Below are 23,419 nucleotides of genomic sequence, written 5' to 3'. Positions count from 1 at the left end.
CGGCGGCACCGGGCCGCCGCGCGTTAATCGGTGACGATCACCCGGTTCGGCAACTCGTCGGGATCGCCCGGCTCCGCYGGGAGGCGTTCCGCGAGACAGGCGCCCACCCGCTCGACCGCCGCGGTCAGGCCGGGCTCGACGGCGCCGCGCCCGAGGGCCAGCACGAGGTCGGCGAGAATGCCGTCCCAGGTGGCCGGCGGGATCGCCCGCAGGACGCCGAGATCGGTGACGATCTCCGCGTGCCGCTCGGCGAGCGACAGGTAGAGGAGGACGCCGGTGCGCCGGCGCGTCAGGCTCAGCCCCCGGGACCAGAAGGCCCGCTGGGCCGCTTCCCGGGCGCGGGCGCTGCGCAGGCGGCGCGGGACGAGGGCGAGGCGCAGCCCCTCGCTCTGGCTCGCCGCCAGGATCGCGGCCACGAGGGCCGCCTGGGCAAGCAGGATCGACGCGGCGCTCCAGGCCGTCAGGACGAGCAGCGGCCAGGGGAGGACCAGCGCCGCCACCAGGGCCGTCAGCAGGACGAACGAGCGATAGGCGCCCGCCCGCCGGCTCACCATCACGACGATCTCGCCGGATGTCCCGGCCTCGGCGCGCGCCACCGCCCGGGCGAGCCGGTCCCGCGCCTCGGGTGTCAGCACGTCCGCGCCCCTACCAGTCACCGGAGGCTCCTCCGCCGCCCGACGAGCCGCCGCCGCCGGAAAATCCGCCGTCGAAGCCCCCCGACGACCCGCCGTCCGAGAAGCCGCCGCCCCATCCACCCGAGCCGGGACCCGGCAGGAAGACGATGCCGCCGCCGCGCCCCGACCGGCCACCCCGGTTCATGCGCCAAGCGACGAACAGCACGATCAGGAACAGGGCGATGAAGACCGCGACCTGCGCGGGATCGACCTCGTCGGCGCGCACCTGCGGCTTGCGCTGCCATTCCTGCGCGTCGCCCGACAGGATCGACAGGATCCCGTCGACGCCCGCGTCGAGGCCGCCGAAATAGTCGCCGGTCTTGAAGCGCGGCGTGATGGCGCTGGCGATGATCACCCGGGAGAGGGCGTCGGTGAGCGCGCCTTCGAGGCCGTAGCCGACCTCGATCCGCACCTTCCGCTCGCTCGGCGCCACCAGCAGCAGGACGCCGTTGTTGGTCTTGGCCTGCCCGAGCTTCCAGTCCCGGAACAGGCGGTTGGCGTAGTCCTCGACGGTCGTGCCCTGGAGGTTCGGCACCGTGGCGACGACCACTTGGTCCGAGGTCTTGTCCTCGTGCGCCTTCAGCTTCGCCTCGAGCGTGCCGCGCTGCTCCGGCGTGAGGATGCCGGCCGCGTCGACCACRCGGCCGGTCAGCGCCGGGAAGCTCAGCTCGGCCGCCAGCGCTCCGATCGCATAGACCGTCAGGCAGGCCGCCAGGACGGCCAGCGACAGGGCGAGCCGCACCCGGACGGGCATGACCCGGCTCATGGCCCGGCTCATGGCCCGGCTCATGGCCCGACCCTCGGTCCTGCCCATGGGCGGCACCCTAGAACTTCACGTTCGGCGGCCGGTCGGCGTTGGGCGTCGCCGTGAAGGTCTCCATCGGCTTGGCGTCGGGATACAGGATCGCCGCGATCCAGCGACCCGGGATGGTGCGCACCTCGGTGTTGTAGGCCTGGACGGCCGTGATGTAGTCGCGCCGCGCCACCGCGATGCGGTTCTCGGTGCCCTCGAGCTGCGATTGCAGGGCGAGGAAGTTCTGGTTCGACTTGAGGTCGGGATACTTCTCCACCGTCACCAGCAGGCGGCCGAGCGCGCCGGAGAGCTGGTTCTGGGCGTCCTGATATTCCTTGAACTTCTGCGGGTCGCTGACCGTGGAGGCGTCCACCTTCACGCTAGAGGCCTTGGCGCGCGCCTCGGTGACCCCGATCAGCACGTCCTTCTCCTGTTGGGCGTAGCCCTTCACGGTCTCGACGAGGTTGGGGATCAGGTCGGCCCGGCGCTGGTACTGGTTCTGCACCTCGCTCCAGGAGGATTTCGCCTGCTCCTGCAGCGTCGGCACCCGGTTGACCGCCCCGCAGCCGGAGAGACCGGCGGCCACCAGGATCGCCGAGAGCACGCCGAGGAGGCGCGCCGCGGGCGATGTCCGGCGCACCGCGCCGGCCGTCAGCGTCGTTCCCATATCGTCCCCCTTCTGCCGGCCGAGACTCGGCCGCTTGATCACGAACACGAGAGATAAGGGCACGAACCGTCAAGGTAAGGCCCTTGCGTCCGTTGCCTTGAAGGTTTGTGGCGCCGCCCGGTAAGGGGGCGGCAACGGTCCGGGCCTGCGCACGTTCGGATCAGCGGGCGGACCGATCGGCACGGCGCCGCGGAGACCGGGAATGGATGCAGCACTCGCCGACCATGTCAGGGCCGCCAGCGCCGCCGCGCGGCGCCACGCCCGGGCGTTCCGGGCGCCGTCCGGCAAGGACGCGCTCCCCTGGTCGATCATCGAGGCGTTCGACGCCCGGGTCCGTGGCAACCTCGCCCGCGATCCTCGGATCGAGGACGAGCGCGACCGCGTCCTGATCGCCGCCGTGAAGCTCGCCGAGACGCCGGTCGAGGAGGGGGAGGAGACCATCGCCGAGGCGCGCGCCCATCTCGTCGACGCGATCGACTACCTCGAACAGGCGGTGCTGCGCTTCGGCCGCGTCAACCGGGAGGGGGCCAAGGCCGGTCTCGGCACCTATGGCCAGCCGGTCGGATCCCGCGACTGACGGCGCGCCTGAACCGAGCGCCGGATGCCCGCCGACCTGCCCGCGGCCGCAACCCTGAGCCGCCTCGACCTGAAGACGCTCCGCCTGTTCGCGGCCATCTGCGAGGAGGGGACGCTCAATGGCGCGGCCCGGCGGGCGGCCATCGCCCCTTCGGCGGTGAGCAAGCGCCTCACCGAACTGGAGCACGCGCTGGGCTGCACGCTGCTGACCCGCGAGCCCCGCGGCATGCGCCCGACGCCCGCGGGCGAGACGCTGCTGCATCATACCCGGCGAATGCTGGCGAGCGCCGAGCAGATCGCCCTGGAACTCGCCGAACACGCCCGCGGCGTCCGCGGCTTCGTGCGGGTGCTCGCCAACCTCTCGGCCATCGTGGAATTCCTCCCCGAGGATCTGCAGGCCTTCCTGGCGGCGCAGCCCGGGATCCGTCTTGACCTCGAGGAGCGCCCGAGCGGCGGCGTGGTGGCAGGGGTCGAGGAGGGACTCGCCGATCTCGGCATCTGCGCGGGGGCGACCGATACGCGGTCCCTCGACGCCCACCCGTATCGGTCCGATCGCCTCGTCCTGGTGATGCCGGCCGGGCATCCCCTGAGCGGCCGCGACGCCGTCGCCCTGGCCGACACCCTCGACTACGACCATGTCGGCCTGCACGCGGAGAGTTCGATCTACGCCGCGCTGCGGGACGAGGCGCGGCGCCTCGGCCGGCCCCTCCGGCTGCGCATGCACGTGCCGAGCTTCGACGCGATCTGCCGGATGGCGCAGGTCGGGATGGGCCTCGGCACCGTGCCGGAGCACGTCTACGCCCTGCTCGGACCGCCGATGCGCCTCGCCGCCGTCGCCCTGACGGATCCCTGGGCGCAGCGTACCCTGCGCCTCGTGGTCCGCCCCGGTCCCCTGACGCCCGCCGCGACGCTCCTGCTGGCGCATCTCAGGGCGGCTGCGCGCTGACGACGTGCGTTCTCCGTACGCGAACGCACGGTGGTGCATGACGTTTGGACTTAAATTGCTGAATTGCAGTAATCACACAATCAATAAAGATGGAGGAGAGAATGTCCGGTCCGCTCAGCGGCATCCGTGTTCTTGAGCTTGGTCAGCTGATCGCGGCGCCGTTCGCGACGCGCTTGATGGCCGAGTTCGGCGCCGAGGTGATCAAGGTCGAGCCGCCGGGCGAGGGCGACCCGCTGCGCAAGTGGCGCAAGATGCACGAGGGCACCTCGCTCTGGTGGTACCTGCAGTCGCGCAACAAGAAGTCGATCGCCATCAATCTGAAGTCTCCGGAAGGCCTCGACATCGTCAAGCAGCTCGCCCGGAGCGCCGACGTCGTGGTCGAGAACTTCCGCCCCGGCGGCCTGGAGAAGCTCGGTCTCGGCTGGGACGTGCTCTCGGCCCTCAACCCGAACCTCGTGATGGTGCGGATCTCGGGCTACGGCCAGACCGGCCCGTACCGCGACCGGCCGGGCTTCGGTGCCATCGGCGAGTCGATGGGCGGCATCCGCTTCACCACCGGCAGCCCGGATTCGCCGCCGGCCCGGGTCGGCGTCAGCATCGGCGACACCCTGGCCTCGCTCCACGGCGTCATCGGCGCCCTGATGGCCCTGTTGCGGGTCAAGACCGGGCAGGGCGCGGGCCAGGTCATCGACGTCTCCCTCGTCGAGAGCGTCTTCAACGTCATGGAGAGCCTCGTCCCCGAATACGACCTGCTGGGCGAGGTCCGCACCCGCACCGGCGGGGCGCTGCCCGGCATCACCCCGTCGAACACCTATCCCACCCGGGACGGCGGCTACGTGGTCATCGCCGGCAACAGCGACCCGATCTTCCGCCGCCTGATGACGGCGATCGGCCGGCCCGACCTCGCGGAGGATCCGGCCCTGCGCAACAACGAGGGCCGCTCAAAGCAGTCCGCCCTGCTGGACGGCACGATCGCGGACTGGTCCAAGACCAAGACCGTCGCGGAGGCCCTCGCCGTCCTCGACGCCGCCGACGTGCCGGCCGGCCGGATCTACTCGGTGGCCGACATCGTGGCCGATCCGCACTATCAGGCCCGCGACATGATCCTGCAGGCGGAGCTGCCCGGCGGGACGGCCGTGAAGATGCCCGGCATCGTCCCGAAGCTCTCCGAGACCCCCGGCGAGGTCCGCTGGCAGGGACCGGCCCTCGGCGCCCACACGGATTCCGTGCTCACCGAACTCGGCCTCGACGCGGCCCGCATCGCCGCCCTGCGCGAGAAGGGAGCCGTGGCATGAGCGGCGACGCCCTGATCGTCCAGGAGGTCGCCACCCGCGACGGCTTCCAGATCGAGCCGGTCTTCGTCGAGACCGCCGAGAAGATCCGCCTGATCGATGCCCTCGCGGAAGCCGGGTTCAGCCGGATCGAGGTCTCGTCCTTCGTCTCGCCGAAGGCCGTGCCGGCGCTCGCCGACGCGGCCGCGGTGTTCGCCGGGATCCGGCGCCGGCCGGGCACCGTCTACGTCGCCCTGGTGCCGAACCCGAAGGGCGCCGAGCGGGCGCTCGCCGCCGAGGTCGACGAGATCAACCTCGTCGCATCCGTGAGCGAGACTCACAACCGCGCCAACATGGGCATGAGCCCGGCCGACTCGATCGCCGGCTTCGCGCGGATCATGGATTCGGTGCGGGGTGCGCCCGTCAGCACCAACGCCACGGTGGCGACCGCCTTCGGCTGCCCCTTCGAAGGCGACCAGCCGGCCGACAGGGTCGTCGCGCAGGTGGAGCGATACCTGTCGCTGGGCGTCGACGGGGTGACGCTGGCCGACACCACCGGCATGGCCAATCCCCGGCAGGTCGGCCGCCTCGTCGCGCGGGTCCTGCCCCTGATCGGTCCCGGACGCCTGACGCTCCACTTCCACAATACCCGCGGCCTCGGCCTCGCCAACGTGCTGGCGGCCTACGACGCGGGCGCCCGGCGCTTCGACGCGGCCCTCGGCGGCCTGGGCGGCTGCCCGTTCGCGCCCGGCGCCACTGGCAACATCTGCACCGAGGATCTCGTCAGCATGGCCCACGAGATGGGTGTGCCGACGGGCCTCGACCTTCCGGCGCTGATCGGCCTGTCGCGGGACCTGCCCCGCCTCGTGGGTCACGAGGTGCCCGGCCAGGTCGCCAAGGCCGGACGACCCTGCGACCTCCACCCGCCGCCGGCCAAGGCGGCTTGACCGGAGAAGAACTGCGGTGGGCTCGCAATGGCCCGCCCCACGGACGCGGCCCGTGAAACGCCGACGTCTCTGACGGACGCAATGCGCGCCCTCTCCCGTACGGGAGAGGGTTGGGGTGAGGGGTGCGACCTCCCCGGACAGATTTTTTCCCTCACCCTGTCCCCCTCCCGCACGGGAAAGGGGACCGGCGCCTCGTCCGCCCAACGTGGCATCACTGTCGTGTGCCGTTGGCCGACCCAAACTCGATTCCGCGGGAAGCCGCCCACCCGAAGGCGGCCCCGCGCCCGATAGGTTCCGAAAGAACCACCACGGAGGAAACCATGACCGCAGCCCTGTCGGGTTCGCCGGCCGCCGTCGAGGCCGGCGCGGTGACGGAGAGCGGCGTCGTCCGCAAGGTCGCGTGGCGGCTCATGCCCCTGATCATGATCTGCTACATGTTCGCGTTCTTCGACCGCATCAACATCAGCTTCGCCAAGTTCCAGCTCCAGAGCGACCTCGGCTTCAGCAACGTCGCCTACGGGCTCGGCGCGAGCATGTTCGTGATCGGCTACGTGATCTTCGAGGTGCCCTCGAACCTGTTCCTCTACCGGGTCGGGGCGCGGCGCTGGATCGCCCGGATCATGATCTCCTGGGGCATCGCCACCGCGCTCATGATCCTGATCCGCAGCGAGTGGCACTTCTACGCCCTGCGCTTCCTGATCGGCGCCATGGAGGCGGGCTTCGCACCGGGCATCCTCTACTACCTGACCATCTGGTTCCCGGCCTCGCATCGCGGGCGGATCACCAGCTTCATGTTCGTGGCCTCGGCCTTCTCGGGCATCTTCGGGGCGCCGGTGGCGGGCCTGATCCTCGGCGGGCTCAACGGCGTCGGCGGCCTCGCAGGCTGGCAGTGGCTGTTCCTGGCCGGCGGCCTGCCCTGCCTAGTCCTCGGACTGCTCGTACTGATCCGCCTCGACGACCGGATCGCCGACGCCCGCTGGCTCTCCGAGCCCGAGAAGGAATTCCTGTCGAGCCGCATCGCCCACCACAACCGCGAGATCGGCGACCACTCGCTCCTCGGGGCGATCCGGCAGCCGGGCTTCCTGATGATCGCGCTGATCTACTTCCTGCTGCAGATCGGCTCCTACGGCCTGAACTTCTGGGGGCCGGACCTGATCAAGACCGCGAGCGGCGGGCAGGCGGCCTCCGTCGGCTTCCTGACGGCGATCCCCTACATCTGCGGGGCGATCAGCATGGTGGTGATCGGGCGCCTGTCCGACGCCTCGGGCGAGCGGCCGAAATTCGTCGCCGGCCTCGCCGTCGCGGCGGCGCTCGGCTTCTTTGGGGCCGGCCTGTTCGACAAGCACATCGTGCCGCTCATGTTCGCCCTCGCGCTGCTGGGCGCCGGCATCGTGGCGTCGATCCCGACCTTCTGGACCCTGCCGGCCAAGCTCGTCACCGGCGTCGGCGCGGCAGGCGGCATCGCCCTGATCAACACGCTCGGCCAGTTCGGCGGCATCGTCAGCCCGGTGATGGTCGGCTGTGTGAAGGACCTGACCGGGTCGACCACGCCGGCCCTCTACGGCATCGGGGTCCTCTGCCTCGTCGCCGCCGGGCTCGCGCTCTTCGCCATGCCGGCGAGCCTGCGCCGCAGCGACCGCGCGGTGTGAGACGAAGGCGGCGCGCGTCCCGGACGGCAGATCACGGGACGCCCGCGCGGGCCGCGGTCCGGTAGTCCCGGGGCGTCACGCCGTGGCGGTCCCTGAAGCGGCGGGCGAAGTGGGCCTGGCTGGCGAAGCCGCACCCGTAGGCCAGCATGCCGATCGACAGGTGGGCGCAGGCGGGATCAGTCAGCCGCCAGGCGGCCGCCTCCAGCCGGCGGTCCCAGATGTAGTCGGAGATGTGCCGGCCGCGCTCGTGGAACAGCTCCTGGAGGCGGCGCAGCGACAGCCCCATCGCGGCGGCGAGCGCGGGGGGATCGAGGGTCGGGTCGCACAGGTTCGCTTCGATGTAGGCCTTGGCGCGCTGGACCGTGGCGTTGCCCTGGACCGAGCGGGGGATCTCCTGCGCCAGCCGATCGGCGAGGCTCGCCACGATCAGATCCATGCCGATGCCGGCCATGCGCGCCGCCGTGACTGCGTCGAGCCGGTGGCTCATGCCCAGCAGGTCGCGAAAGAAGGTCTGGGCCAGGAGGGTGGGGCCGGCATCCCCGTTGAGGGTCAGCGCCGTGTAGAGCCGGGTCGGCCCGAGTTCGCCTTCCAGGCGCTCACGGGGAAGTTCCATGAACAGGTATTCGCTGTCGGCGTCCGAGGCCACGACCCCGGGCCGTTGATCGAGCACCACGATGTCGCCAGCCCTCTGCACCGAGCACCGGTCGTCCTGAAGGCTCGTCGTACGACCGGCCAGCGCGAAGGCGACGCAGACCCGCCCCTCTGCCCTCCGACGGCGGAGCGTGTCGGGGGTCGCCTCGCTCCGGACGGACCTCTGTGCGATGCGGCTGACGAGGAGCGGGCCGACGGCCGCGACGTCCAGGCGCGCCGCGAACGGGCTGTCGTCGAGACGCAGCTGCTCGATGGGTTCGCACTGGTCGAACAGGGTCTCCCGCCAGCGCCGGAAGCCGTCCCGGGGATGAAGCCCGGCGGTCGTGAAAAGCGTCTGCATCCCTGCCGCTCCGGGAGTCCTGCGGTTGCATCGCGACCATGACCGGCGAACGCACCGCACGATGCCGCGCGCTTCGCAGCCTGGCGGCCGCACGCGCAGACCAAAGCCGAAGACGGCTTCAAGTGCAGATCATGTCGGCTGAAATCAGTGAACGCCACAGTAACCAATCCGCGGGCGCCGCCGTTTGCGCGGTCGGACAAGAGACCTCGCGCCGCCAGACAAACCGCGCTCCGCTCATATTGTATATTATCTGCATCCTCAAGAAGCGGCGGGAAATCCGCACGCGGGGGTCGACTCCTCACCGGCCAATCCCTGGCCCTGCAACAACTTAGCGCCACCGTTCCGTCCCGGCTCGATCGCCCGGATGAGGTGCCGGCGGTGGCGCGCCGTACAACAGCGATGTCTCAAATGGATACCCATACCGATCACCGTTCGACGTTCATGCTGGAAAAGGTCGGTGCGATCGTCGCGGCCTACGTGTCCCGCAACGCGGTCGAGGCCGCGGCCCTGCCGGGGCTGATCGACCAAGTGCACACGGCGATCGCGCGTCTCCGTGGGACCGCGCCGGGCTCGGGCGGCCTGAGCCAAGCGCAGGTCGAGGCCTCGATCCAGGACGCGGGCCTGATCAGTTTCATCGACGGCCGGCCCTACCAGACCCTGAAGCGCCACCTCACCGCGCACGGGCTCACGCCCGAGCGCTACCGGGCCAAGTACGGCCTGCCGGCCGATTATCCGATGGTTGCTCCGGGCTACGCGGCGCGGCGGTCGGTGATCGCCAGGGCGATTCAGCTCGGCCAGAAGGCGGCCTGAGCGATGACCCCGGACTCATCCGACGACCGGATGCCGGTGACGTCCGCGCCCTCGCCGGGAACTCAGGACGCCCTGACCCGCATCGCCCGGATCCTCGACGTGCCGGTGGCGAGCTTCTACCCGGACGCCGACCGGTCCGAGATGGCGATCAGCCAGGCCGCCGACCTCGTCACGGCCTTCGTGGCGATCGACAATCCCGCGGCGCGCCGGACCTGCCTGGCCTTCGTGCGGGCCATGGCCAGTTCCTGAGGCGTCGGGGGGCGCCGCAGGGAGCCGGACCGGAGACCGTCCGCTCCGCGTCACGCGGGGCTCGGCTTCCGGTCCGGCCGCTCAGAACACCTTGCGTCAGACCACCTGGCGTCAGAACACCTGGCGTCAGAACACGTGGCGTCAGAACACCTTGCGTCAGACCACCTGGCGTCAGAACACCTGGCGTCAGAACACGTGGCGTCAGAACACGTGGCGCAGGATGAAGAACAGCACGGCCGCGAGAGTGATCGCCGCCGGCAGGGTCAGGATCCAGGCGAGCGCCATGTTGCGCACGGTGGCCATCTGCAGCCCCGAACCGTTGGCCGCCATCGTGCCGGCGACGCCGGACGACAGGATGTGTGTGGTCGAGACCGGCAGGCCGTAGAGTTCGGCCAGCCCGATCGTGCCGGCGGCGACGATCTCGGCCGAGGCGCCCTGCGCGTAGGTCAGGTGGATCTTGCCGATCTTCTCGCCCACCGTCACGACGATGCGCTTCCAGCCGACCATGGTGCCGAGGCCCAGTGCCAGGGCGACGCAGACCTTCACCCAGCCCGGGATGTAGCGCGTGCCGTCGTTGAGAAGGCCGGAATAGCCTTTCAGGGTCGCCTTGTCGGCCTCCGAGAAGCCGGCTCCGGCGTTCGGGAGCACCCGCACCGCGTCGGCGGCGAGATACATGTCGCTGCGCAGGTTCTGGGTCTGGGCGGCCGGCACCGTGCGGATCGCGCCGTAATTCTTCACGCTGGCGGCGATGTCGTCGGAGAGCGCCGCCAGCGCCGCGTAGACGGGCGGCGTGTCGAGCACCTTGGTCTTGAGCGCCTCCGTCACCGTCCGGCGCGCCGCCGCGGCGTCCGGCATCGGTGCACCCTGCGCGCGGGCGGAGAAGACCTGTCTCGCCGCCGTCGAGGCCTGCACGAAGGCGGGAGTCGTGTCGTCCGCCATGGTGCGGTTGAGCGCGTAGGCGGTCGGGGCGGCGCCGATCAGGATCAGCATGATCAGGCCCATGCCCTTCTGCCCATCGTTGCCGCCGTGGAAGAACGAGACCAGCGTGCAGGTGAGGATCAGCAGGCCGCGGATCCACGGGGGCGGGGGTGCCTCACCCTTGGGCGCCTCGTAGAGGTCCTTGCGGCGCACAGCGAATTTCAGCGTGCGCAGCAGCAGCGCGGCGAGCACGAAGCCGCAGACCGGCGAGAACAGCAGCGCTTTGAAGACGTTGAGCGCCTGGTTCCAGTCGACGCCCGCGGTGCCGTCGCCGCCGTTCATCAGCTGGTTGGCGAGGCCGACGCCGAGCACCGAGCCGATCAGCGCGTGGGATGAGGAGTTGGGCAGGCCGAAGGCCCAGGTCCCGAGATTCCAGAGGATCGCAGCCAGCAGGAGCGCGAAGATCATCGCGTAGCCCGCATGCGAGCCGACGTTGAGGATCAGCTCGACCGGCAGCAGCGTCACGATGGCGTAGGCCACGGCGCCCGAGGACAGCATCACGCCGAGGAAGTTGAAGAAGCCCGACCAGATCACCGCGACGAGCGGGGGCATCGAGTGGGTATAGATCACCGTGGCGACCGCGTTGGCGGTGTCGTGGAAGCCGTTCACGAACTCGAACGCCAGCGCGATCAGCAGGGCGAGGCCGAGCAACGCGAAGGCGCCGTAGGCCAGGGGTGCCTCGCCGACGGCGTTCATGTCGGCGATGAGGCTCACCACCGCGTAGCCGAGACCCGCCACCAGAACGAGCAGGAAGGCGACCACCCCGCCGAGATGCATCCCGTGATCGAGGCGCGGGCCGCCCGCGGACCGCCGTCCGGCCGCTCCCGAAGGCATCATGGCGGAATCGGACATGAATCCTCGCGCAGCACCTTCTCGATGGGAACCGGGAATTAGGAGGTGCCCATGACGGGCCGGTGACGCCGGCGCTCCCCGGACAGGCAACAACGGCTTTCGCCTCCCGGAGATCTGCTGCCGGCGCGCGCCGATCGATCCGTCCGGACCGTCCCCGCTCGGCCGGGACAGGGCGGATCGACCTTGGCGGCGCTCGCCCGGCCGTCGACGCGGCCGCGCCGGCTTGACGGCCGGCAATCGAAGTCATGCTGAATCAAAGATTAGGACTTGATGATATCTGTGTTGGCAAAGTTTATCGCCTGTTGCCACGAAGATACAGATGCAAAACTTGAGAAGTATGACTGAATTATGACAGATTATCGTGGGTATACTTGGCTAAAGCTTCCGCCCGCAGGCCGAAGGGTCGCGATGTGCGGGGGCTCGACATGTTGGTTCGATACGGGGTCTCGATCGCGGCCTTGGCGGTCGCGGCGTTCGGTCCGGGGGCGCAGGCCCAGACCGTCAACACCACGGCTTCGGACGTGAATGTCCTCAGTCTGCTGGCGCCGTATCTTCTGCTCAACTCGAGTGCGACCGGCCAGCAGACGCTGCAGCTCAACCTGTCGCAATCGGCGGCGGTCAACACCGGCGCCGGCCGGGCGCAGCAGGAACTTGCGATCAGCGACAAGAGCCTGCTCGGCTCGGCGAGCAACAACCTCTCCGCGGTGGGGCTCGGCACCTACGGCGTCGCTGCCAACCTCGCGGGCGGCCTGCCGGGGCAGACGCCGATCAACGGCCTTGTCCCGCAGCAGCTCGTCGGCGGCCTCGGCGCCCAGCTCGGCCCGATCTACCAGCGCGGTGTCGCGCAGGGGGCGAGCGGCCCCCTCGGCAGCGTCGTCAACCTGCTGGTGGGCGCCTACAGCGTCACGGGGAACAACCTCGGCGTCGCCAAGAACTACTTCGCCAACGGCGCGGCCAACAATCCGAGCGTGACCCCGGCCGGCTACGTAGCGGTCCCGGCCGTGCCCCCGGCCGGCTCCAGCCTGCCCACCGCCAACGGCCTGCCGAACACCACCAACAGCGTCTACGACCTCGCCTACAGCGTGACCAACACGCAGGCGGGACAGGACGTCTACGGCTCCTCGCGGCCCGTCCAGGCGGCGCCGGCCCGGTTCAACGTCTTCGACCCGTCGGCCCTCAACGGCATCGCCACCAACCCGTCCTTCCCGAGCGGGCACACCACCTACGCCTATACCGACGGCATCCTGCTCGCGATGCTGGTGCCGCAGCAGTACCAGAGCATGCTGGCCCGGGCCGCCGACTACGCCAACAGCCGCATCGCGCTGGGCGTGCACTATCCCCTCGACATCATCGGCGGCCGGGCGCTGGCCACCTACGACCTCGCCCAGGCGTTCACCAACCCGGCCTACATCAACAACGCCGCGGTGACCGGCACGGCGCTCAACCTGCCGACCCAGTTCGTCCAGGCGCAGGGCCAGATCCAGGCCTATCTCGCGGCCCAGTGCGGCAACACGGTCGCGGCCTGCGCGGGCAGCGCCGCCAACAGCGCGGGCAACCCCTACGTGCCCTCCGCGGCCAACCAGACCGCCTACCAGAGCCGCCTGACCTACGGCCTGCCGACCCTGTCCTTCGCCCAGGCGCCCCGCGAGGCGGCCCCCGCCGGCGGGCCGGACGCCTCCATCCTGCTCGCGCCCCTGTACGGCGGCTCGACCGCGGCGGCCCGGACCCTCGCGCCGAACGGCGGCCTCTACGGCCAGCTCGCGACGGGCACCATCAACCAGATCCTCGTGAACACCGAGACCAACGCACTCGCGGCCTTCTACGGAAGCCCGCTCAGCTACTGGAGCCGCATCGACCTCTATGCGACAGCCGGATACTTCGGGTCCGTCACCGGCACCCTGCGGATGGACCTCGGCGACCGTCTCGGCATCGACGTCGGCATCGGCCAGGGCGGCGCGCTCTACGCCAACGGCACCATCGCGGGCACCGCCTTCGTGGGGGCCGGCGGCCTCCTCGGCGGCACGGGCACGCTGGGCGGCATCAGCGCCCTGCCGGGCGGCACGGTCGCGCCGGGCCATTCCATCGGCGCGCTGGCCGTCACCGGCGCCGTCGCTTTCGCGCCGGGTTCGATCTATCAGGTCGAGGCCAACGCCGCCGGCCAGTCCGACCGGATCGCCGCCGGGGGCGCCGCCTTCCTGTCCGGGGGCACCGTACAGGTTCTGGCGGCCTCGGGCGCGTACAGCCCGCGCACCACCTACACCATCCTCTCCGCGGCCGGCGGCGTGTCGGGCCAGTTCGCCGGCGTGACCGCCAACCTCGCCTTCCTCAGCCCGGGCCTGCGCTACCGGCCCGGCGCGGTCGACCTGACGCTGACCCGCAACGACGTGGCGTTCTCCAGCAGCGCCACCAGCCGGAACGGCGCGGCCGCGGCCAATGCCGTCCAGGCGTCCGGCTCCGGCCGGCTCTACGACGCGGCGGTCGCGTTCACGTCCGGCGAGGCGGCGGGCGGCTTCCGGGCGCTCGCGGGCGATATCCATGCCGGCACCGTGTCCACCGCCTACGAGACGGCGTTCTTCGTCCGCGAGGCGGTGCTCGACCGCCTGCGCTGGGGCAACCCCGGCACGGGCCTGGATTACGGCACCCTGCCGTCCGCCTACGCGGCCGACCTGCCGGGCCGGCCGCCGGTGGTGGCGGCCGTGCCGGTCCGGACCCTCGATCCGCAGGTCTTCGGCCTCTGGGGCCAGGGCTTCGGGGCGTTCGGCACCGCCGACGGCGGCGGCAACGCGGCCGACCTGAACCGGCAGATCGCGGGCTTCGCCGCCGGCGCGGACCTGCGCCTGCCGGGCGGAATGCGGTTCGGCGTGGTCGGGGGCTACACCGAGGCGTATCTCGACAGCGCCGGCCGGCTCGGCGGCACGGGCGGTCTGGAAAGCGCCACGCTCAAGAGCGGGTTCGGCGGCGTCTACAGCGGCTATGAAGTCGGGTCGGTCTCGCTGCGGCTCGGCGCAGTCTACGCCGATACGGATACGCGCACCCGCCGCGTGGTCTTGTACGGCCTGTCCGACACCCCGACCGGGCACGGTGGCGGCCACACGGTGCAGGGCTTCGGCGAGATCGGCTGGAAGATCCCGCTGGCCGCGCCGGCCGCGGCTGTGCTGGTCTCCCAGGACGGAGCCGGCGCGATCGCGGTTCAGCCCGCGGCGGCCTATGTCGAGCCGTTCGTCGGCGCCGCCTATGTCGGCATCCGGCGCGACGCCTTCGTGGAGGCCGGGGGTGCCGCGGCGCTGACGAGTCTCGCGCGGGACTACGATCTCGGCGCGGCGACCGTGGGCGTGCGGGCGCAGACGAGCCTGGATCTGGGCCTGGGCCTGCCGGTGGCGGCGCGCGGGCTGGTGGGCTACCGGCGGGCGTTCGGGGACGTGGTGCCGGCGGCGCTGCTGCGGTTCGGCACGGGGCCGGCTTTCCTGAGCGCGGGCGTGCCGATCGACCGGGACGCCTTCGTGGCGGAGGTGGGACTCGACCTCGCGGTGGCGCCGAACGCGAGCCTGGGCGTGGCCTACACGGGCCAGACCGGCGCACGGGCGCAGGACCAGGCCGTGAAGGGCAACTTCACCTTTCGGTTCTGAGGAGCACCCGGCGGCCGCCTCTGTCACACGCCTGACGCGGTCCGGCCGCTAGCGGACCGGACCGCTCGCCTCTCGCTCGAGGGATCCGCATGATTGACGCCACGGTGCCGGCCCTGTCCCTCGGCGCGCTCCTGGCCCTCGTCCAGATCGGCAGCATCGCGGTCGCGGGCCGGCGCCTCGGCGGGGCGCCCGGCCGGAGCCCCGGACCGTCGCGCTTCCCGGCCGGCGCGCCCGTGTCCCTGGTCCGCCCGCTCCACGGGGTCGAGGCCTACAGCGAGGAGATGCTCACCCGGAGCTTCCGGCTCGATTATCCGTCCTACGAGCTGATCTTCTGCGTGGCCGATCCGGGCGACCCGATCCTCCCGATGGTCCGGCGCCTGATCGAGGCCCATCCGGAGGTGCCCGCCCGCCTGATCCTCGGCGACGAGCGGGTCAGCGCGAATCCGAAGCTGAACAACTGCCTGCGCGGCTGGCGCGCCGCCGCCCACGACTGGGTGGTGCTCGCCGATTCCAACGTCGCGATGCCGCCGGACTACCTCCAGCGCCTCCAGGCGGCGTGGCGGGACGACACCGGCCTCGTCTGCTCCGCGCCGGCCGGCGCCCGCCCGCGCAGCTTCATGGCCGAGGTGGAATGCGCCTTCCTCAATACCCTGCAGGCCCGCTGGCAATACGCCGCCGAGGCCTTCGGGCTGGGCTTCGCGCAGGGCAAGAGCATGCTCTGGCACAAGCCCTTTCTGGAGGCGCAGGGCGGCCTTCAGGCGCTCGCGGCCGAGATCGCCGAGGACGCGGCCGCCACCAAGCTGGTGCGCGCCGCCGGCAAGCGGGTCCACCTCGTGGCGAGTCCGTTCGAGCAGCCGCTCGGCCCGCGCGGCTTCCGCGAGGTCTGGGCGCGGCAGCTGCGCTGGGCACGGCTGCGGCGGGTGACCTTCCCGCTGTTCTTCGCCCCCGAGATCGGCAGCGGCGTCCTGCTGCCGGCCCTCCTCGTCGCCCTCTGGGCCGGCAGCCTCGCGGGCCTCGCCGGCGCTGCCGGCCTCGCCGCCCTGTGCTATGCCGCCGAGCACCGGCTCGCATTCCGCGCGGGCTGGCACCGTTCGCCCCGCATGCTGGCGGCCTTCCTGGCGCGCGACGTCCTGATCCCGGCGATCTGGCTCGGCGCCTGGATGCAGAGCGCCATCGTGTGGCGGGGCAACGCCATGGATGTGCGTCCCCGGCGGGCCGCCGATGCGCGTCCCTACGCGCCGACGGCCTGACCGCTCGACGATCGGAGGCCGAGACGTGTCGCGCCGCTACGCCCTCTATTGCCTGCCTGCCCCGGGCTCCCGGCTGGAAGCCTTCGGCCGGTCCGTCCTCGGCACCGACTCCGTCGCGGGGGCAGCGGTCCCGCACCCGGAGGGCTTGAGCGACCTCGCCGCCGTCACGGCGGGCGCCCGGGTCTACGGGTTCCACGCCACCCTCAAGGCGCCCCTGCGCCTCGCGACGGGCACCACGGAGGCGGATCTCGTCGCCGCCACCCGCGACCTCGCGGCCGCCCACCCGCCGGTGGCGGTCGGAAATCTGGTGGTCGCCGCCCTCGGGCCGTTCCTCGCCCTGGTGCCGGAGGCCCCGCCGCCGGGCCTGGGGCTCTTCGCCGCCGAGTGCGTCGCCGCCCTCGACCCGTTCCGCGCGCCGCTCACCGAGACCGAGCGGGCCAGACGCCGCCCGGAGCGCCTCGACCCGCGCGGGCGGGCGCTGCTGGCGCGCTGGGGCTACCCGTACGTGTTCGAGGCCTTCCGCTTCCACATGACCTTGACCGACGCCCTGCCGGAGGCGGAGCGCGACGCGTGGCACCGGCGCCTGTCCGAGGCCTATGCCGCCGCCGGGCCGGATCCCCTCGTGATCGACGCCGTCTGCCTCCTGACCCAGGACGGGTCGGGCTCGTTCCGGCTCCTGGCGCGCCTGCCCTTCGGAGAGGCCCGTGGTTGACCGCGCCCTCGGACTCGAACCCGCGATCGATCCCAGCGCCCGGGTCGTCGATGGCCGCCTCGGCCGCTACACGGAGGTCGGCGCCCGCACCCGCCTCACCGAGACGATCCTCGACGACTATTCCTACATCGGCCAGGATTGCGAGGTGATCTACACGACGATCGGCAAGTTCTGCTCGATCGCCGCCAGCGTGCGGATCAATCCCGGCAACCACCCGATGGAACGCGCGTCGCAGGCGCACTTCACCTACCGGGCGCACGCCTATTGGCCGGACGAGGCGGACGAGCCGGCCTTCTTCGACCGGCGCCGGTCGAGCCCGGTGGCGATCGGCCACGATGTCTGGATCGGCCATGGCGTCGTGGTGCTGCCCGGCCGCACCGTCGGCACCGGCGCCGTGGTGGGCGCGGCCGCCATCGTCACCCGCGACGTCGAACCCTATACGATCGTCGTCGGCAATCCCGCCAAGCCGGTCCGGCGCCGCTTTCCCGAAGGCGTCGCCGCGCGCCTGATGCGTCTGGCCTGGTGGGACTGGGATCACGAGCGCCTGCGCCGGGCGCTCCCGGATTTTCGCAGGCTGCCCATCGAAGCATTCCTGGAGAGATACGAAGATTAAGTCGGCTATCGAACTACAGTCGCTGCGCCGGCAAACTTAATCGACCTGTATTCGTCATCCAATCGTCGTGAAATCGGCGTTTAGCTGCGGCCATTCCCCGGCGGATGGTGGCATGCTGGTTATCGAGGGTCTCACGCGCCAATACGGCGACCGGCGCGCCGTCGACGGCGTGTCGCTCCGGATCGAGCCGGGGAGCTTCGTCGGCGTGATCGGCCGGTCGGGTGCCGGCAAGTCGACGCTGCTGCGCCTCATCAACCGGCTGGCCGACCCCACGTCCGGGCGCATCCTCCACGAGGGGCGGGACGTCACGGCCCTGCAGGGCCGAGCCCTGCGGGCGTGGCGCACCCGCTGCGCCATGATCTTCCAGCAGTTCAACCTCGTCGGCCGCCTCGACGTGATGACCAACGTGCTGATGGGCCGCCTCAGCCACGCGCCGAGCCACCGATCCCTGCTGCGCCTCTGGTCCGAGGAGGACCGCGCCATGGCGCTCGCGGCCCTGGAGAGCTTCGACATGGGCGAGTTCGCCGGCCAGCGGGCCGACGGCCTGTCGGGCGGGCAGCAGCAGCGTGTCGCCATCGCCCGCGCCCTCGTGCAGGAGCCCGAGATCCTGCTCGCCGACGAGCCCGTCGCCTCCCTCGACCCGCGCAACACCCGCTTGGTGATGGACGCGCTGGCCGAGGTGAACCGGCGCTACGGCATCACGGTCCTGTGCAACCTGCACTCCCTCGACCTCGCCCGCGCCTATTGCGACCGCCTCGTCGGCCTCGCGGCCGGCCGCGTCGTGTTCGAGGGCGGCCCGTTCGACCTCACCGAGGACGTCGCCCGCCGGCTCTACGGCCTGGAGGCCGGCGAGGTGCTCGATGATGCGGCCCAGCGCGAGGCCGAGCAGCGGGCGGCGATGCCGGGCCGGCCCGGCTTTGTGCCGGCCCGGCCGGTGCGCGAGGCCGCCCTCGGCGCCTGAACCGGGCCATCCGGCCCCAACACCAACGACGGATCGGGAAACGCCCGGCCGGCCCCGCGGCCGGCCGAACCCGCGACACACGCCGACACGAAGGACGACACGATGATCACCCGACGCACCCTCGCCGCCGCCGCGGCCCTCGCCCTCCTCGGCCTGCCGGCCGCCGCCCAGGACTGGAAGGCCCAGTACCCCGAGTTGACCCTGGGCGTGATTCCGGCCGAGAACGCCTCGGGCACGTCCGACCGCTGGGCGCCGCTCACCGCCTACCTGACCAAGACCCTCGGCGTGCCGGTGAAGCTGCGGGTGGCGAGCGACTACGCGGCCGTGATCGAGGGCCAGCGGGCCGGGAACATCCAGATTGCGTGGTACGGGCCGGCCTCCTTCGCGCGGGCCGTGATGACCGGCGTGAAGATCGAGCCGATCGTCAACCAGAAGCACGAGACCGGCGCCTCGGGCTACTATTCGGTGGTCTACGTGCTGGCTTCCAGCCCGTACAAGACGGTCGAGGATCTCAAGGGCAAGAACCTCGCCCTGGTCGATCCGAACTCCACCTCCGGCAACCAGGCGCCGCGCTTCTTCCTGAAGCGGGCGGGCTACGACGTCGAGAAGTTCTTCGGCAAGACCTTCTTCGCCGGCAGCCACGAGAACGCCGTGCTGGCGCTCACCCAGGGCACGGCCGACGCCGCCGCCAACCTGTGGAATTCCGAGACTGACACGATGGTCACCCGCATGGCCGCCAAGGGCATGCTCAAGAAGCCCGACGGGACGCCGATGCAGCAGTCGGACTTCCGGGTCGTGTTCAAGTCCGACTTCCTTCCGGAGGGACCCTTCGCCATGCTGGAGAGCCTGCCGGACGACCTGAAGGCCAAGATCCGCGCCGCCTTCGTGGCCCTGCCGAAGGCCGACAAGGCCGCCTTCGACCGGCTCTCCGACGGCAAGGACCAGGATCTCACGCCGGTGACCCTCAAGGATTACCAGCCGATCATCGACATGCTGCGGTTCAACGACGAGCAGCGCCGGAAGTCCTGATCCGGAGCCGCCGGACTTGCGCGGTCCGACACCCCTGTCGCCGGAGCGGGCAGCCGCCCTCTCCGGCCTCTACGCAGCGGCGACCGGCGCCGCCCGTCGCCGCACGCTGGCGAGCTTCGCCGTCGTGGCGCTGCTCGCCGTCGTGGCCGGGCTCGCCGCCGAGGTGCGGCCGCTGGTCTTCGCCGAGAACATCGGCAAGTTCACCGCCTACATCCGGCAGATCCTGCCGCCGATCGGCCTCGAGCACCCCCTCGAGGACGTCCGCGCCTGGTACTGGGGCCTGCCCAAGTGGCTCGGCCTGCTGGGCGAGACCCTGCTCATGGCCTATCTCGGGACGCTGCTCGGGGGGCTCGCGGGCTTCGCCCTCAGCTTCGTGGCCGCCGCCAACCTCGTGCGGTCGCGCCTGCTGCGGCTCGGCGCGAAGCGCCTCCTGGAGCTGTGCCGCACCGTCCCCGAGGTGGTGTTCGCGCTGATCTTCGTGATCGCCTTCGGCCTCGGCCCGATGGTGGGCGTGCTCGCCATCGCGATCCACACCACGGGGGCGCTGGGCAAGCTGTTCTCCGAGGTGGTCGAGAACATCGACATGCGTCCCGTCGAGGGCCTGTCGGCCTCGGGCGCCACCTGGGTCCAGACGGTGCGCTTCGCGGTGCTGCCGCAGGTGCTGTCGAACTTCGCCTCCTACGCGCTGCTGCGCTTCGAGATCAACGTGCGCGGGGCCGGGGTGATGGGCTTCGTCGGTGCCGGCGGCATCGGCCAGGAATTCCTCGTGGCGATCCGCAACTTCTACTACGCGGACGTGAGCGCGATCCTCGTGCTGATCATCCTGACCGTGTTCTGCATCGACCTCGCCACCGAGCGGGTCCGCCACCGGCTGATCGGCCCGGAGGCCGCCCGATGAGTGCGCGTCCCGAGGCCCTGCGGGCGGCGGCCCGGGCCGACCTTGCCCGCCTGCGCGCGCGCTATCCCGCGCAGTTCCGCACCGACTGGCCGGGACGGGCGCGACTGGCCGCCCTGCTCGTCGTCCTGGTCGGGCTCGCGGCGTTCGGCACCTGGCGCCTCGACTTCTCGGTGGCGCGGATCCTCCACGGGCTCGGGCGGCTCGGCACCTTCGCGGTGCTGATGCTGCCGCCCTCGCCGGAGGGCCAGTTCTGGACCTTCCTGCACGCGCTGGGCGAGACCCTCGGCATCGCCTTCCTGGGCACGCTGACGGCGGCGATCCTCGCCTTCCCGGTGGCGTTCCTGGCGGCCCGGAACGTCGTGCCGAACCCCTTCGCGCGGTTCGCCGTCCGCCGCGGCCTCGACGTGATGCGCTCGGTGGACGTGCTGATCTGGGCGCTAATCTGGATCAACGTCGTGGGCCTGGGTCCGTTCGCCGGGGCGCTCGCCATCGCGTGCTCGGATTTCGGGGCGCTCGGCAAGCTGTTCTCCGAGGCGATCGAGACCTGCGACAAGCGCCCCGGCGAGGGCGTCGTGGCCTCGGGCGGCTCGGCGCTCCACCGCATCCGCTTCGGCCTGATCCCCGGGGTGCTGCCGGTCTTGGCGAGCCAGGTCCTGTACTTCTTCGAATCGAACACCCGCTCGGCGACGATCATCGGCATCGTCGGGGCCGGGGGCATCGGTCAGTACCTCACCGAGCTGATCCGCGTGCTGGAACTGCAGCAGGTCGCCTTCTTGGTGCTGATGATCCTCGTGACCGTGGCGGCGATCGACTGGGTCTCGACCCGCCTGCGCCGGGCGATCATCGGGCCGGCGGCGCGCTGAACGAGGCCTCGTATCATACGGCTTCCGGTTAGCGCCCTCGGGTGACGGACCTCTCGGTCATCATGAGCGAAGCGAAATGACCCAGGGTCGCGCGACATCGGCCTTTGTCGCGCTGCCCTGGATTGCTTCGCTCCGCTCGCAAAGACGCTGTGCCGAGGCGGTCGCGCGGACGCCGCATCACTCCCCGATCACCAGCTCCACCCGGTCGGCGGCGAACAGGGTGCGGTTCGCCTGGATCGGCACGCCGGCGGGATCGACGTTGACGCTCGATACCGCGAGCACGACCCGCCCCGGCGCGATCTGGAGGCGCTGCGCCTCCGCGGCATCGGCCGGACGGGCGCGGATGCGCGTCGAGAGCCGGGTGTAGTCGTGGACGCCGCAGGCCGCGAAGGCCCGGGTGATCGAGCCGCGTTCGGCATAGGCCTCGGCGAAGCCCGCGAAGCGCGGCAGCGGCAGCCAAGTCAGCGCCGTCGAGAGCGGCGCGTCGTCCGCCCGGTGGACCGTCAGCAGCTCCAGGGTCGGTGCACCAGGGGGGAGGGCGAGGGCCGCTGCCTGCTCGGGGCCGGCCGCGATCGTGGCGGCTGTGATCAGGTCGCCCCAGGCCTCGCGTCCGGCGCCCGCGACGATCTCGGAGAACCGCGTGCGCGGCCCGATCGGGTAGGCGAGGGGCGCCTCCTCGACGAAGGTGCCCCGGCCCTGGCTGGCGCGCACGAGGCCGCTCTCGGCCAGCGCCGCGAGGGCGCGCCGCACCGTGTGCCGGTTCACCGCGAACCGCGCCGCCAGGGCGGCCTCGGCGGGCAGCTGTTGTCCCGCCGCGTAGCGGCCGGCCGCGATCTCGGCGGTCAGCGCGTCGGCGATCTGGCGCCACGCCGTCAGTCCCTCGCCCCGGACGAGACCGGGCGCCTGCTCCTGCGCATCCATCCTGTCATCCAAACTTCATTTGTGACCGGCACGCCAGTTGTCTATACACCTATACAACCGTGCGATGGAGGGATTCGCGATGACGACGAGCCCGAGGAAGCCGAGCCCCCAGGGCGAGGTCGCGGCGCGCCAGGCCGTGATGGCGCTCTGCGCCGAGGCGAGCCGGGCCGACCTGGAGGCGGCGCTGTCGACCCTGCGCAGCCCCGCCAGCGTGGATCTGCGGCCGCCGCAGACCGGGCTCGTGATGGCCACCGGCCGGATCGGCGGCGACGGGCGGCCGTTCAATCTCGGCGAGGTCAGCGTAACCCGGGCCGCGATCCGCCTCGCGGACGGGCCGCCCGGCTTCGCCTACCATCTCGGGCGCGACCGCACGAAGGCGCGGCTCGCCGCGATCCTCGATGCCCTCTGGCAGGATCCGGCCCGGCGCGCAGGCGTCGAGACCGCCCTGGAGGCCGCCGCCCGGCGGATCGAGGCGTCCCGGGCGCAGGCGGCCCGGCGCACCGCCGCCACCCGGGTCGACTTCCTGACCCTCGCCCGCGGGGAGGATTGAGCATGCTCGCACCCGGTTTCGCCGATCCCGTCCACGACGCCCAGGGGACGTTCCGTGCCGTGATGGACGCCCTCGCCCGGCCCGGCCGCGTCCGGCCCCTCGCTACGGGCCTCGCGCCGCCCGCGCCGCTGACGCCCGAGCTGGCCGCCATCGCCCTGGCGCTCACCGATGCCGACACGCCGGTCTGGCTCGATGCCGCCCTCGCCGAGGCACCGGAGGTCGCCGCCTACTTGCGCTTCCATACCGGCGCGCCACTCACCGAGGACCCGGCCGGGGCCGCCTTCGCGCTGGTCCGCGAGCCCGCCCGCTGCCCGCCGCTGGCCCGCTTCGCCCCCGGCACGCCCGCCTATCCCGATACGTCCACCACCCTGGTGTTCGCCCTCGACGCGATCCTGAAGGGCACGGGGCTGCACCTCGCCGGCCCCGGCATCCGGGGCGGCGCCCGCATGGCGCTGGCGCCCCTGCCGGACGGCTTCGCGGCGCAGCTCGCCGAGAACCGCGCTGACTTTCCGCTCGGCGTCGACCTGATCCTCACGGCCCCCGGCCGTGTGGCCGGTCTGCCGCGCTCCACGACGGTTACGGAGGCCTAGCCC

General features: G+C 71.6%; 23 protein-coding genes. 17 read left to right on the top strand and 6 right to left on the bottom strand.

All coding sequences use genetic code 11. From position 1 onward, the window contains the following. Positions 1-23 precede the first annotated feature (23 nt). The 3 genes from AC1DXK_RS12140 to AC1DXK_RS12130 are packed head-to-tail and all read right to left on the bottom strand — an operon-like array spanning position 24 to position 2,134. Positions 24-656, bottom strand: a complete 633-nt coding sequence (locus AC1DXK_RS12140; protein ID WP_457106558.1) for a TPM domain-containing protein — start codon at positions 654-656, stop codon at positions 24-26. Beyond that, positions 646-1,440: a TPM domain-containing protein gene (locus tag AC1DXK_RS12135; RefSeq protein WP_477297872.1), complete on the bottom strand. Its 795-nt coding sequence runs from the start codon at positions 1,438-1,440 to the stop codon at positions 646-648. Before AC1DXK_RS12135 ends, AC1DXK_RS12140 begins: the two co-directional genes overlap by 11 nt. Positions 1,441-1,498: 58 nt before the next feature. Further along, complete coding sequence (locus AC1DXK_RS12130; protein WP_457106590.1) at positions 1,499-2,134, bottom strand: LemA family protein; 636 nt, start codon at positions 2,132-2,134, stop codon at positions 1,499-1,501. Between the two features lie 202 nt (positions 2,135-2,336). Between AC1DXK_RS12130 and AC1DXK_RS12125 the strand changes: the two genes are divergently transcribed. The 5 genes from AC1DXK_RS12125 to AC1DXK_RS12105 all read left to right on the top strand — a co-directional run bounded on the left by AC1DXK_RS12125 (position 2,337) and on the right by AC1DXK_RS12105 (position 7,523). Continuing rightward, positions 2,337-2,711, top strand: a complete 375-nt coding sequence (locus tag AC1DXK_RS12125; RefSeq protein WP_457106560.1) for a hypothetical protein — start codon at positions 2,337-2,339, stop codon at positions 2,709-2,711. A gap of 24 nt (positions 2,712-2,735) precedes the next feature. Then, on the top strand, positions 2,736-3,656 hold the full coding sequence (locus tag AC1DXK_RS12120) for a LysR family transcriptional regulator (RefSeq protein WP_457106561.1): 921 nt from the start codon (positions 2,736-2,738) through the stop codon (positions 3,654-3,656). 101 nt (positions 3,657-3,757) lie between these two features. Further along, positions 3,758-4,951 carry a CaiB/BaiF CoA transferase family protein gene (locus AC1DXK_RS12115; protein WP_457106562.1) on the top strand — a complete coding sequence of 398 codons (1,194 nt, stop codon included), beginning with the start codon at positions 3,758-3,760 and terminating at the stop codon, positions 4,949-4,951. Further along, on the top strand, positions 4,948-5,874 hold the full coding sequence (locus AC1DXK_RS12110; RefSeq protein WP_457106563.1) for a hydroxymethylglutaryl-CoA lyase: 927 nt from the start codon (positions 4,948-4,950) through the stop codon (positions 5,872-5,874). Before AC1DXK_RS12115 ends, AC1DXK_RS12110 begins: the two co-directional genes overlap by 4 nt. Positions 5,875-6,194: 320 nt before the next feature. Then, on the top strand, positions 6,195-7,523 hold the full coding sequence (locus tag AC1DXK_RS12105; RefSeq protein ID WP_457106564.1) for an MFS transporter: 1,329 nt from the start codon (positions 6,195-6,197) through the stop codon (positions 7,521-7,523). 31 nt (positions 7,524-7,554) lie between these two features. On the opposite strand, the gene AC1DXK_RS12100 is transcribed toward AC1DXK_RS12105, so the two are convergent. After that, the gene (locus tag AC1DXK_RS12100; RefSeq protein ID WP_457106565.1) at positions 7,555-8,514 is read right to left on the bottom strand and encodes a helix-turn-helix domain-containing protein; all 960 of its coding nucleotides are present in this window, start codon (positions 8,512-8,514) and stop codon (positions 7,555-7,557) included. A gap of 408 nt (positions 8,515-8,922) precedes the next feature. Between AC1DXK_RS12100 and AC1DXK_RS12095 the strand changes: the two genes are divergently transcribed. Both AC1DXK_RS12095 and AC1DXK_RS12090 read left to right on the top strand, forming a co-directional pair. Continuing rightward, complete coding sequence (locus AC1DXK_RS12095) at positions 8,923-9,324, top strand: Ros/MucR family transcriptional regulator (RefSeq protein WP_457106566.1); 402 nt, start codon at positions 8,923-8,925, stop codon at positions 9,322-9,324. A 3-nt stretch (positions 9,325-9,327) separates the two neighbouring features. Beyond that, positions 9,328-9,573: a hypothetical protein gene (locus AC1DXK_RS12090; RefSeq protein ID WP_457106567.1), complete on the top strand. Its 246-nt coding sequence runs from the start codon at positions 9,328-9,330 to the stop codon at positions 9,571-9,573. Between the two features lie 201 nt (positions 9,574-9,774). Here the strand turns inward: AC1DXK_RS12090 and AC1DXK_RS12085 are convergent, their stop codons facing one another. Beyond that, entirely contained in the window at positions 9,775-11,403 is a 1,629-nt protein-coding gene (locus AC1DXK_RS12085; protein ID WP_457106568.1) for an inorganic phosphate transporter, read from the bottom strand. A 425-nt stretch (positions 11,404-11,828) separates the two neighbouring features. Between AC1DXK_RS12085 and AC1DXK_RS12080 the strand changes: the two genes are divergently transcribed. From AC1DXK_RS12080 to phnE (AC1DXK_RS12045), 8 genes are all read left to right on the top strand, one after another. Next, positions 11,829-15,029, top strand: coding sequence for an autotransporter family protein (locus tag AC1DXK_RS12080; RefSeq protein WP_457106569.1), 3,201 nt, complete (start codon positions 11,829-11,831; stop codon positions 15,027-15,029). A gap of 89 nt (positions 15,030-15,118) precedes the next feature. Next, complete coding sequence (locus AC1DXK_RS12075; protein WP_457106570.1) at positions 15,119-16,279, top strand: ceramide glucosyltransferase; 1,161 nt, start codon at positions 15,119-15,121, stop codon at positions 16,277-16,279. 25 nt (positions 16,280-16,304) lie between these two features. After that, the gene (locus tag AC1DXK_RS12070) at positions 16,305-16,991 is read left to right on the top strand and encodes a DUF1045 domain-containing protein (RefSeq protein WP_457106571.1); all 687 of its coding nucleotides are present in this window, start codon (positions 16,305-16,307) and stop codon (positions 16,989-16,991) included. Then, positions 16,984-17,604 (top strand): LbetaH domain-containing protein, encoded by a 621-nt coding sequence (locus tag AC1DXK_RS12065; RefSeq protein ID WP_477297865.1) that lies wholly within the window; start codon positions 16,984-16,986, stop codon positions 17,602-17,604. Before AC1DXK_RS12070 ends, AC1DXK_RS12065 begins: the two co-directional genes overlap by 8 nt. A gap of 112 nt (positions 17,605-17,716) precedes the next feature. Further along, positions 17,717-18,565, top strand: coding sequence for a phosphonate ABC transporter ATP-binding protein (gene phnC, locus AC1DXK_RS12060; protein WP_457106573.1), 849 nt, complete (start codon positions 17,717-17,719; stop codon positions 18,563-18,565). A gap of 102 nt (positions 18,566-18,667) precedes the next feature. Continuing rightward, the gene (phnD, locus tag AC1DXK_RS12055) at positions 18,668-19,594 is read left to right on the top strand and encodes a phosphonate ABC transporter substrate-binding protein (RefSeq protein ID WP_457106574.1); all 927 of its coding nucleotides are present in this window, start codon (positions 18,668-18,670) and stop codon (positions 19,592-19,594) included. Between the two features lie 16 nt (positions 19,595-19,610). Continuing rightward, positions 19,611-20,492 (top strand): phosphonate ABC transporter, permease protein PhnE, encoded by an 882-nt coding sequence (gene phnE, locus AC1DXK_RS12050; protein WP_457106575.1) that lies wholly within the window; start codon positions 19,611-19,613, stop codon positions 20,490-20,492. Beyond that, positions 20,489-21,355 carry a phosphonate ABC transporter, permease protein PhnE gene (gene phnE, locus AC1DXK_RS12045; protein ID WP_457106576.1) on the top strand — a complete coding sequence of 289 codons (867 nt, stop codon included), beginning with the start codon at positions 20,489-20,491 and terminating at the stop codon, positions 21,353-21,355. The genes phnE (AC1DXK_RS12050) and phnE (AC1DXK_RS12045) overlap by 4 nt, the downstream gene beginning before the upstream one ends. Before the next feature lie 177 nt (positions 21,356-21,532). Here phnE (AC1DXK_RS12045) and phnF read toward each other — a convergent pair whose 3' ends face one another. Then, a complete protein-coding gene (phnF, locus tag AC1DXK_RS12040; protein WP_477297862.1) occupies positions 21,533-22,276 on the bottom strand; it encodes a phosphonate metabolism transcriptional regulator PhnF in 744 nt (247 codons plus the stop codon). Between the two features lie 79 nt (positions 22,277-22,355). Between phnF and phnG the strand changes: the two genes are divergently transcribed. Together phnG and phnH are read left to right on the top strand one after the other, a co-directional pair. Further along, the gene (gene phnG / locus AC1DXK_RS12035; protein WP_457106578.1) at positions 22,356-22,826 is read left to right on the top strand and encodes a phosphonate C-P lyase system protein PhnG; all 471 of its coding nucleotides are present in this window, start codon (positions 22,356-22,358) and stop codon (positions 22,824-22,826) included. A 2-nt stretch (positions 22,827-22,828) separates the two neighbouring features. Beyond that, complete coding sequence (phnH, locus tag AC1DXK_RS12030; RefSeq protein ID WP_457106579.1) at positions 22,829-23,416, top strand: phosphonate C-P lyase system protein PhnH; 588 nt, start codon at positions 22,829-22,831, stop codon at positions 23,414-23,416. The last annotated feature ends 3 nt before the right edge of the window (positions 23,417-23,419 follow it).

It is taken from the genome of Methylobacterium sp. P3_A11 (assembly GCF_056403155.1).
The sequence above is the reverse complement of the archived record's forward strand: the minus strand, read 5'-3'. Positions and strand labels throughout refer to the sequence as shown.

Excerpts from the sequence above, each read along its gene's own strand:
- AC1DXK_RS12130 (WP_457106590.1), bottom strand. The coding sequence starts at position 2,134 with ATGGGAACGACGCTGACGGCCGGCGCGGTGCGCCGGACATCGCCCGCG.
- AC1DXK_RS12125 (WP_457106560.1), top strand. The coding sequence starts at position 2,337 with ATGGATGCAGCACTCGCCGACCATGTCAGGGCCGCCAGCGCCGCCGCG.
- AC1DXK_RS12120 (WP_457106561.1), top strand. The coding sequence starts at position 2,736 with ATGCCCGCCGACCTGCCCGCGGCCGCAACCCTGAGCCGCCTCGACCTG.
- AC1DXK_RS12115 (WP_457106562.1), top strand. The coding sequence starts at position 3,758 with ATGTCCGGTCCGCTCAGCGGCATCCGTGTTCTTGAGCTTGGTCAGCTG.
- AC1DXK_RS12110 (WP_457106563.1), top strand. The coding sequence starts at position 4,948 with ATGAGCGGCGACGCCCTGATCGTCCAGGAGGTCGCCACCCGCGACGGC.
- AC1DXK_RS12105 (WP_457106564.1), top strand. The coding sequence starts at position 6,195 with ATGACCGCAGCCCTGTCGGGTTCGCCGGCCGCCGTCGAGGCCGGCGCG.
- AC1DXK_RS12100 (WP_457106565.1), bottom strand. The coding sequence starts at position 8,514 with ATGCAGACGCTTTTCACGACCGCCGGGCTTCATCCCCGGGACGGCTTC.
- AC1DXK_RS12095 (WP_457106566.1), top strand. The coding sequence starts at position 8,923 with ATGGATACCCATACCGATCACCGTTCGACGTTCATGCTGGAAAAGGTC.
- AC1DXK_RS12090 (WP_457106567.1), top strand. The coding sequence starts at position 9,328 with ATGACCCCGGACTCATCCGACGACCGGATGCCGGTGACGTCCGCGCCC.
- AC1DXK_RS12085 (WP_457106568.1), bottom strand. The coding sequence starts at position 11,403 with ATGTCCGATTCCGCCATGATGCCTTCGGGAGCGGCCGGACGGCGGTCC.
- AC1DXK_RS12080 (WP_457106569.1), top strand. The coding sequence starts at position 11,829 with ATGTTGGTTCGATACGGGGTCTCGATCGCGGCCTTGGCGGTCGCGGCG.
- AC1DXK_RS12075 (WP_457106570.1), top strand. The coding sequence starts at position 15,119 with ATGATTGACGCCACGGTGCCGGCCCTGTCCCTCGGCGCGCTCCTGGCC.
- phnC (WP_457106573.1), top strand. The coding sequence starts at position 17,717 with ATGCTGGTTATCGAGGGTCTCACGCGCCAATACGGCGACCGGCGCGCC.
- phnD (WP_457106574.1), top strand. The coding sequence starts at position 18,668 with ATGATCACCCGACGCACCCTCGCCGCCGCCGCGGCCCTCGCCCTCCTC.
- phnE (WP_457106576.1), top strand. The coding sequence starts at position 20,489 with ATGAGTGCGCGTCCCGAGGCCCTGCGGGCGGCGGCCCGGGCCGACCTT.
- phnF (WP_477297862.1), bottom strand. The coding sequence starts at position 22,276 with ATGGATGCGCAGGAGCAGGCGCCCGGTCTCGTCCGGGGCGAGGGACTG.
- phnG (WP_457106578.1), top strand. The coding sequence starts at position 22,356 with ATGACGACGAGCCCGAGGAAGCCGAGCCCCCAGGGCGAGGTCGCGGCG.
- phnH (WP_457106579.1), top strand. The coding sequence starts at position 22,829 with ATGCTCGCACCCGGTTTCGCCGATCCCGTCCACGACGCCCAGGGGACG.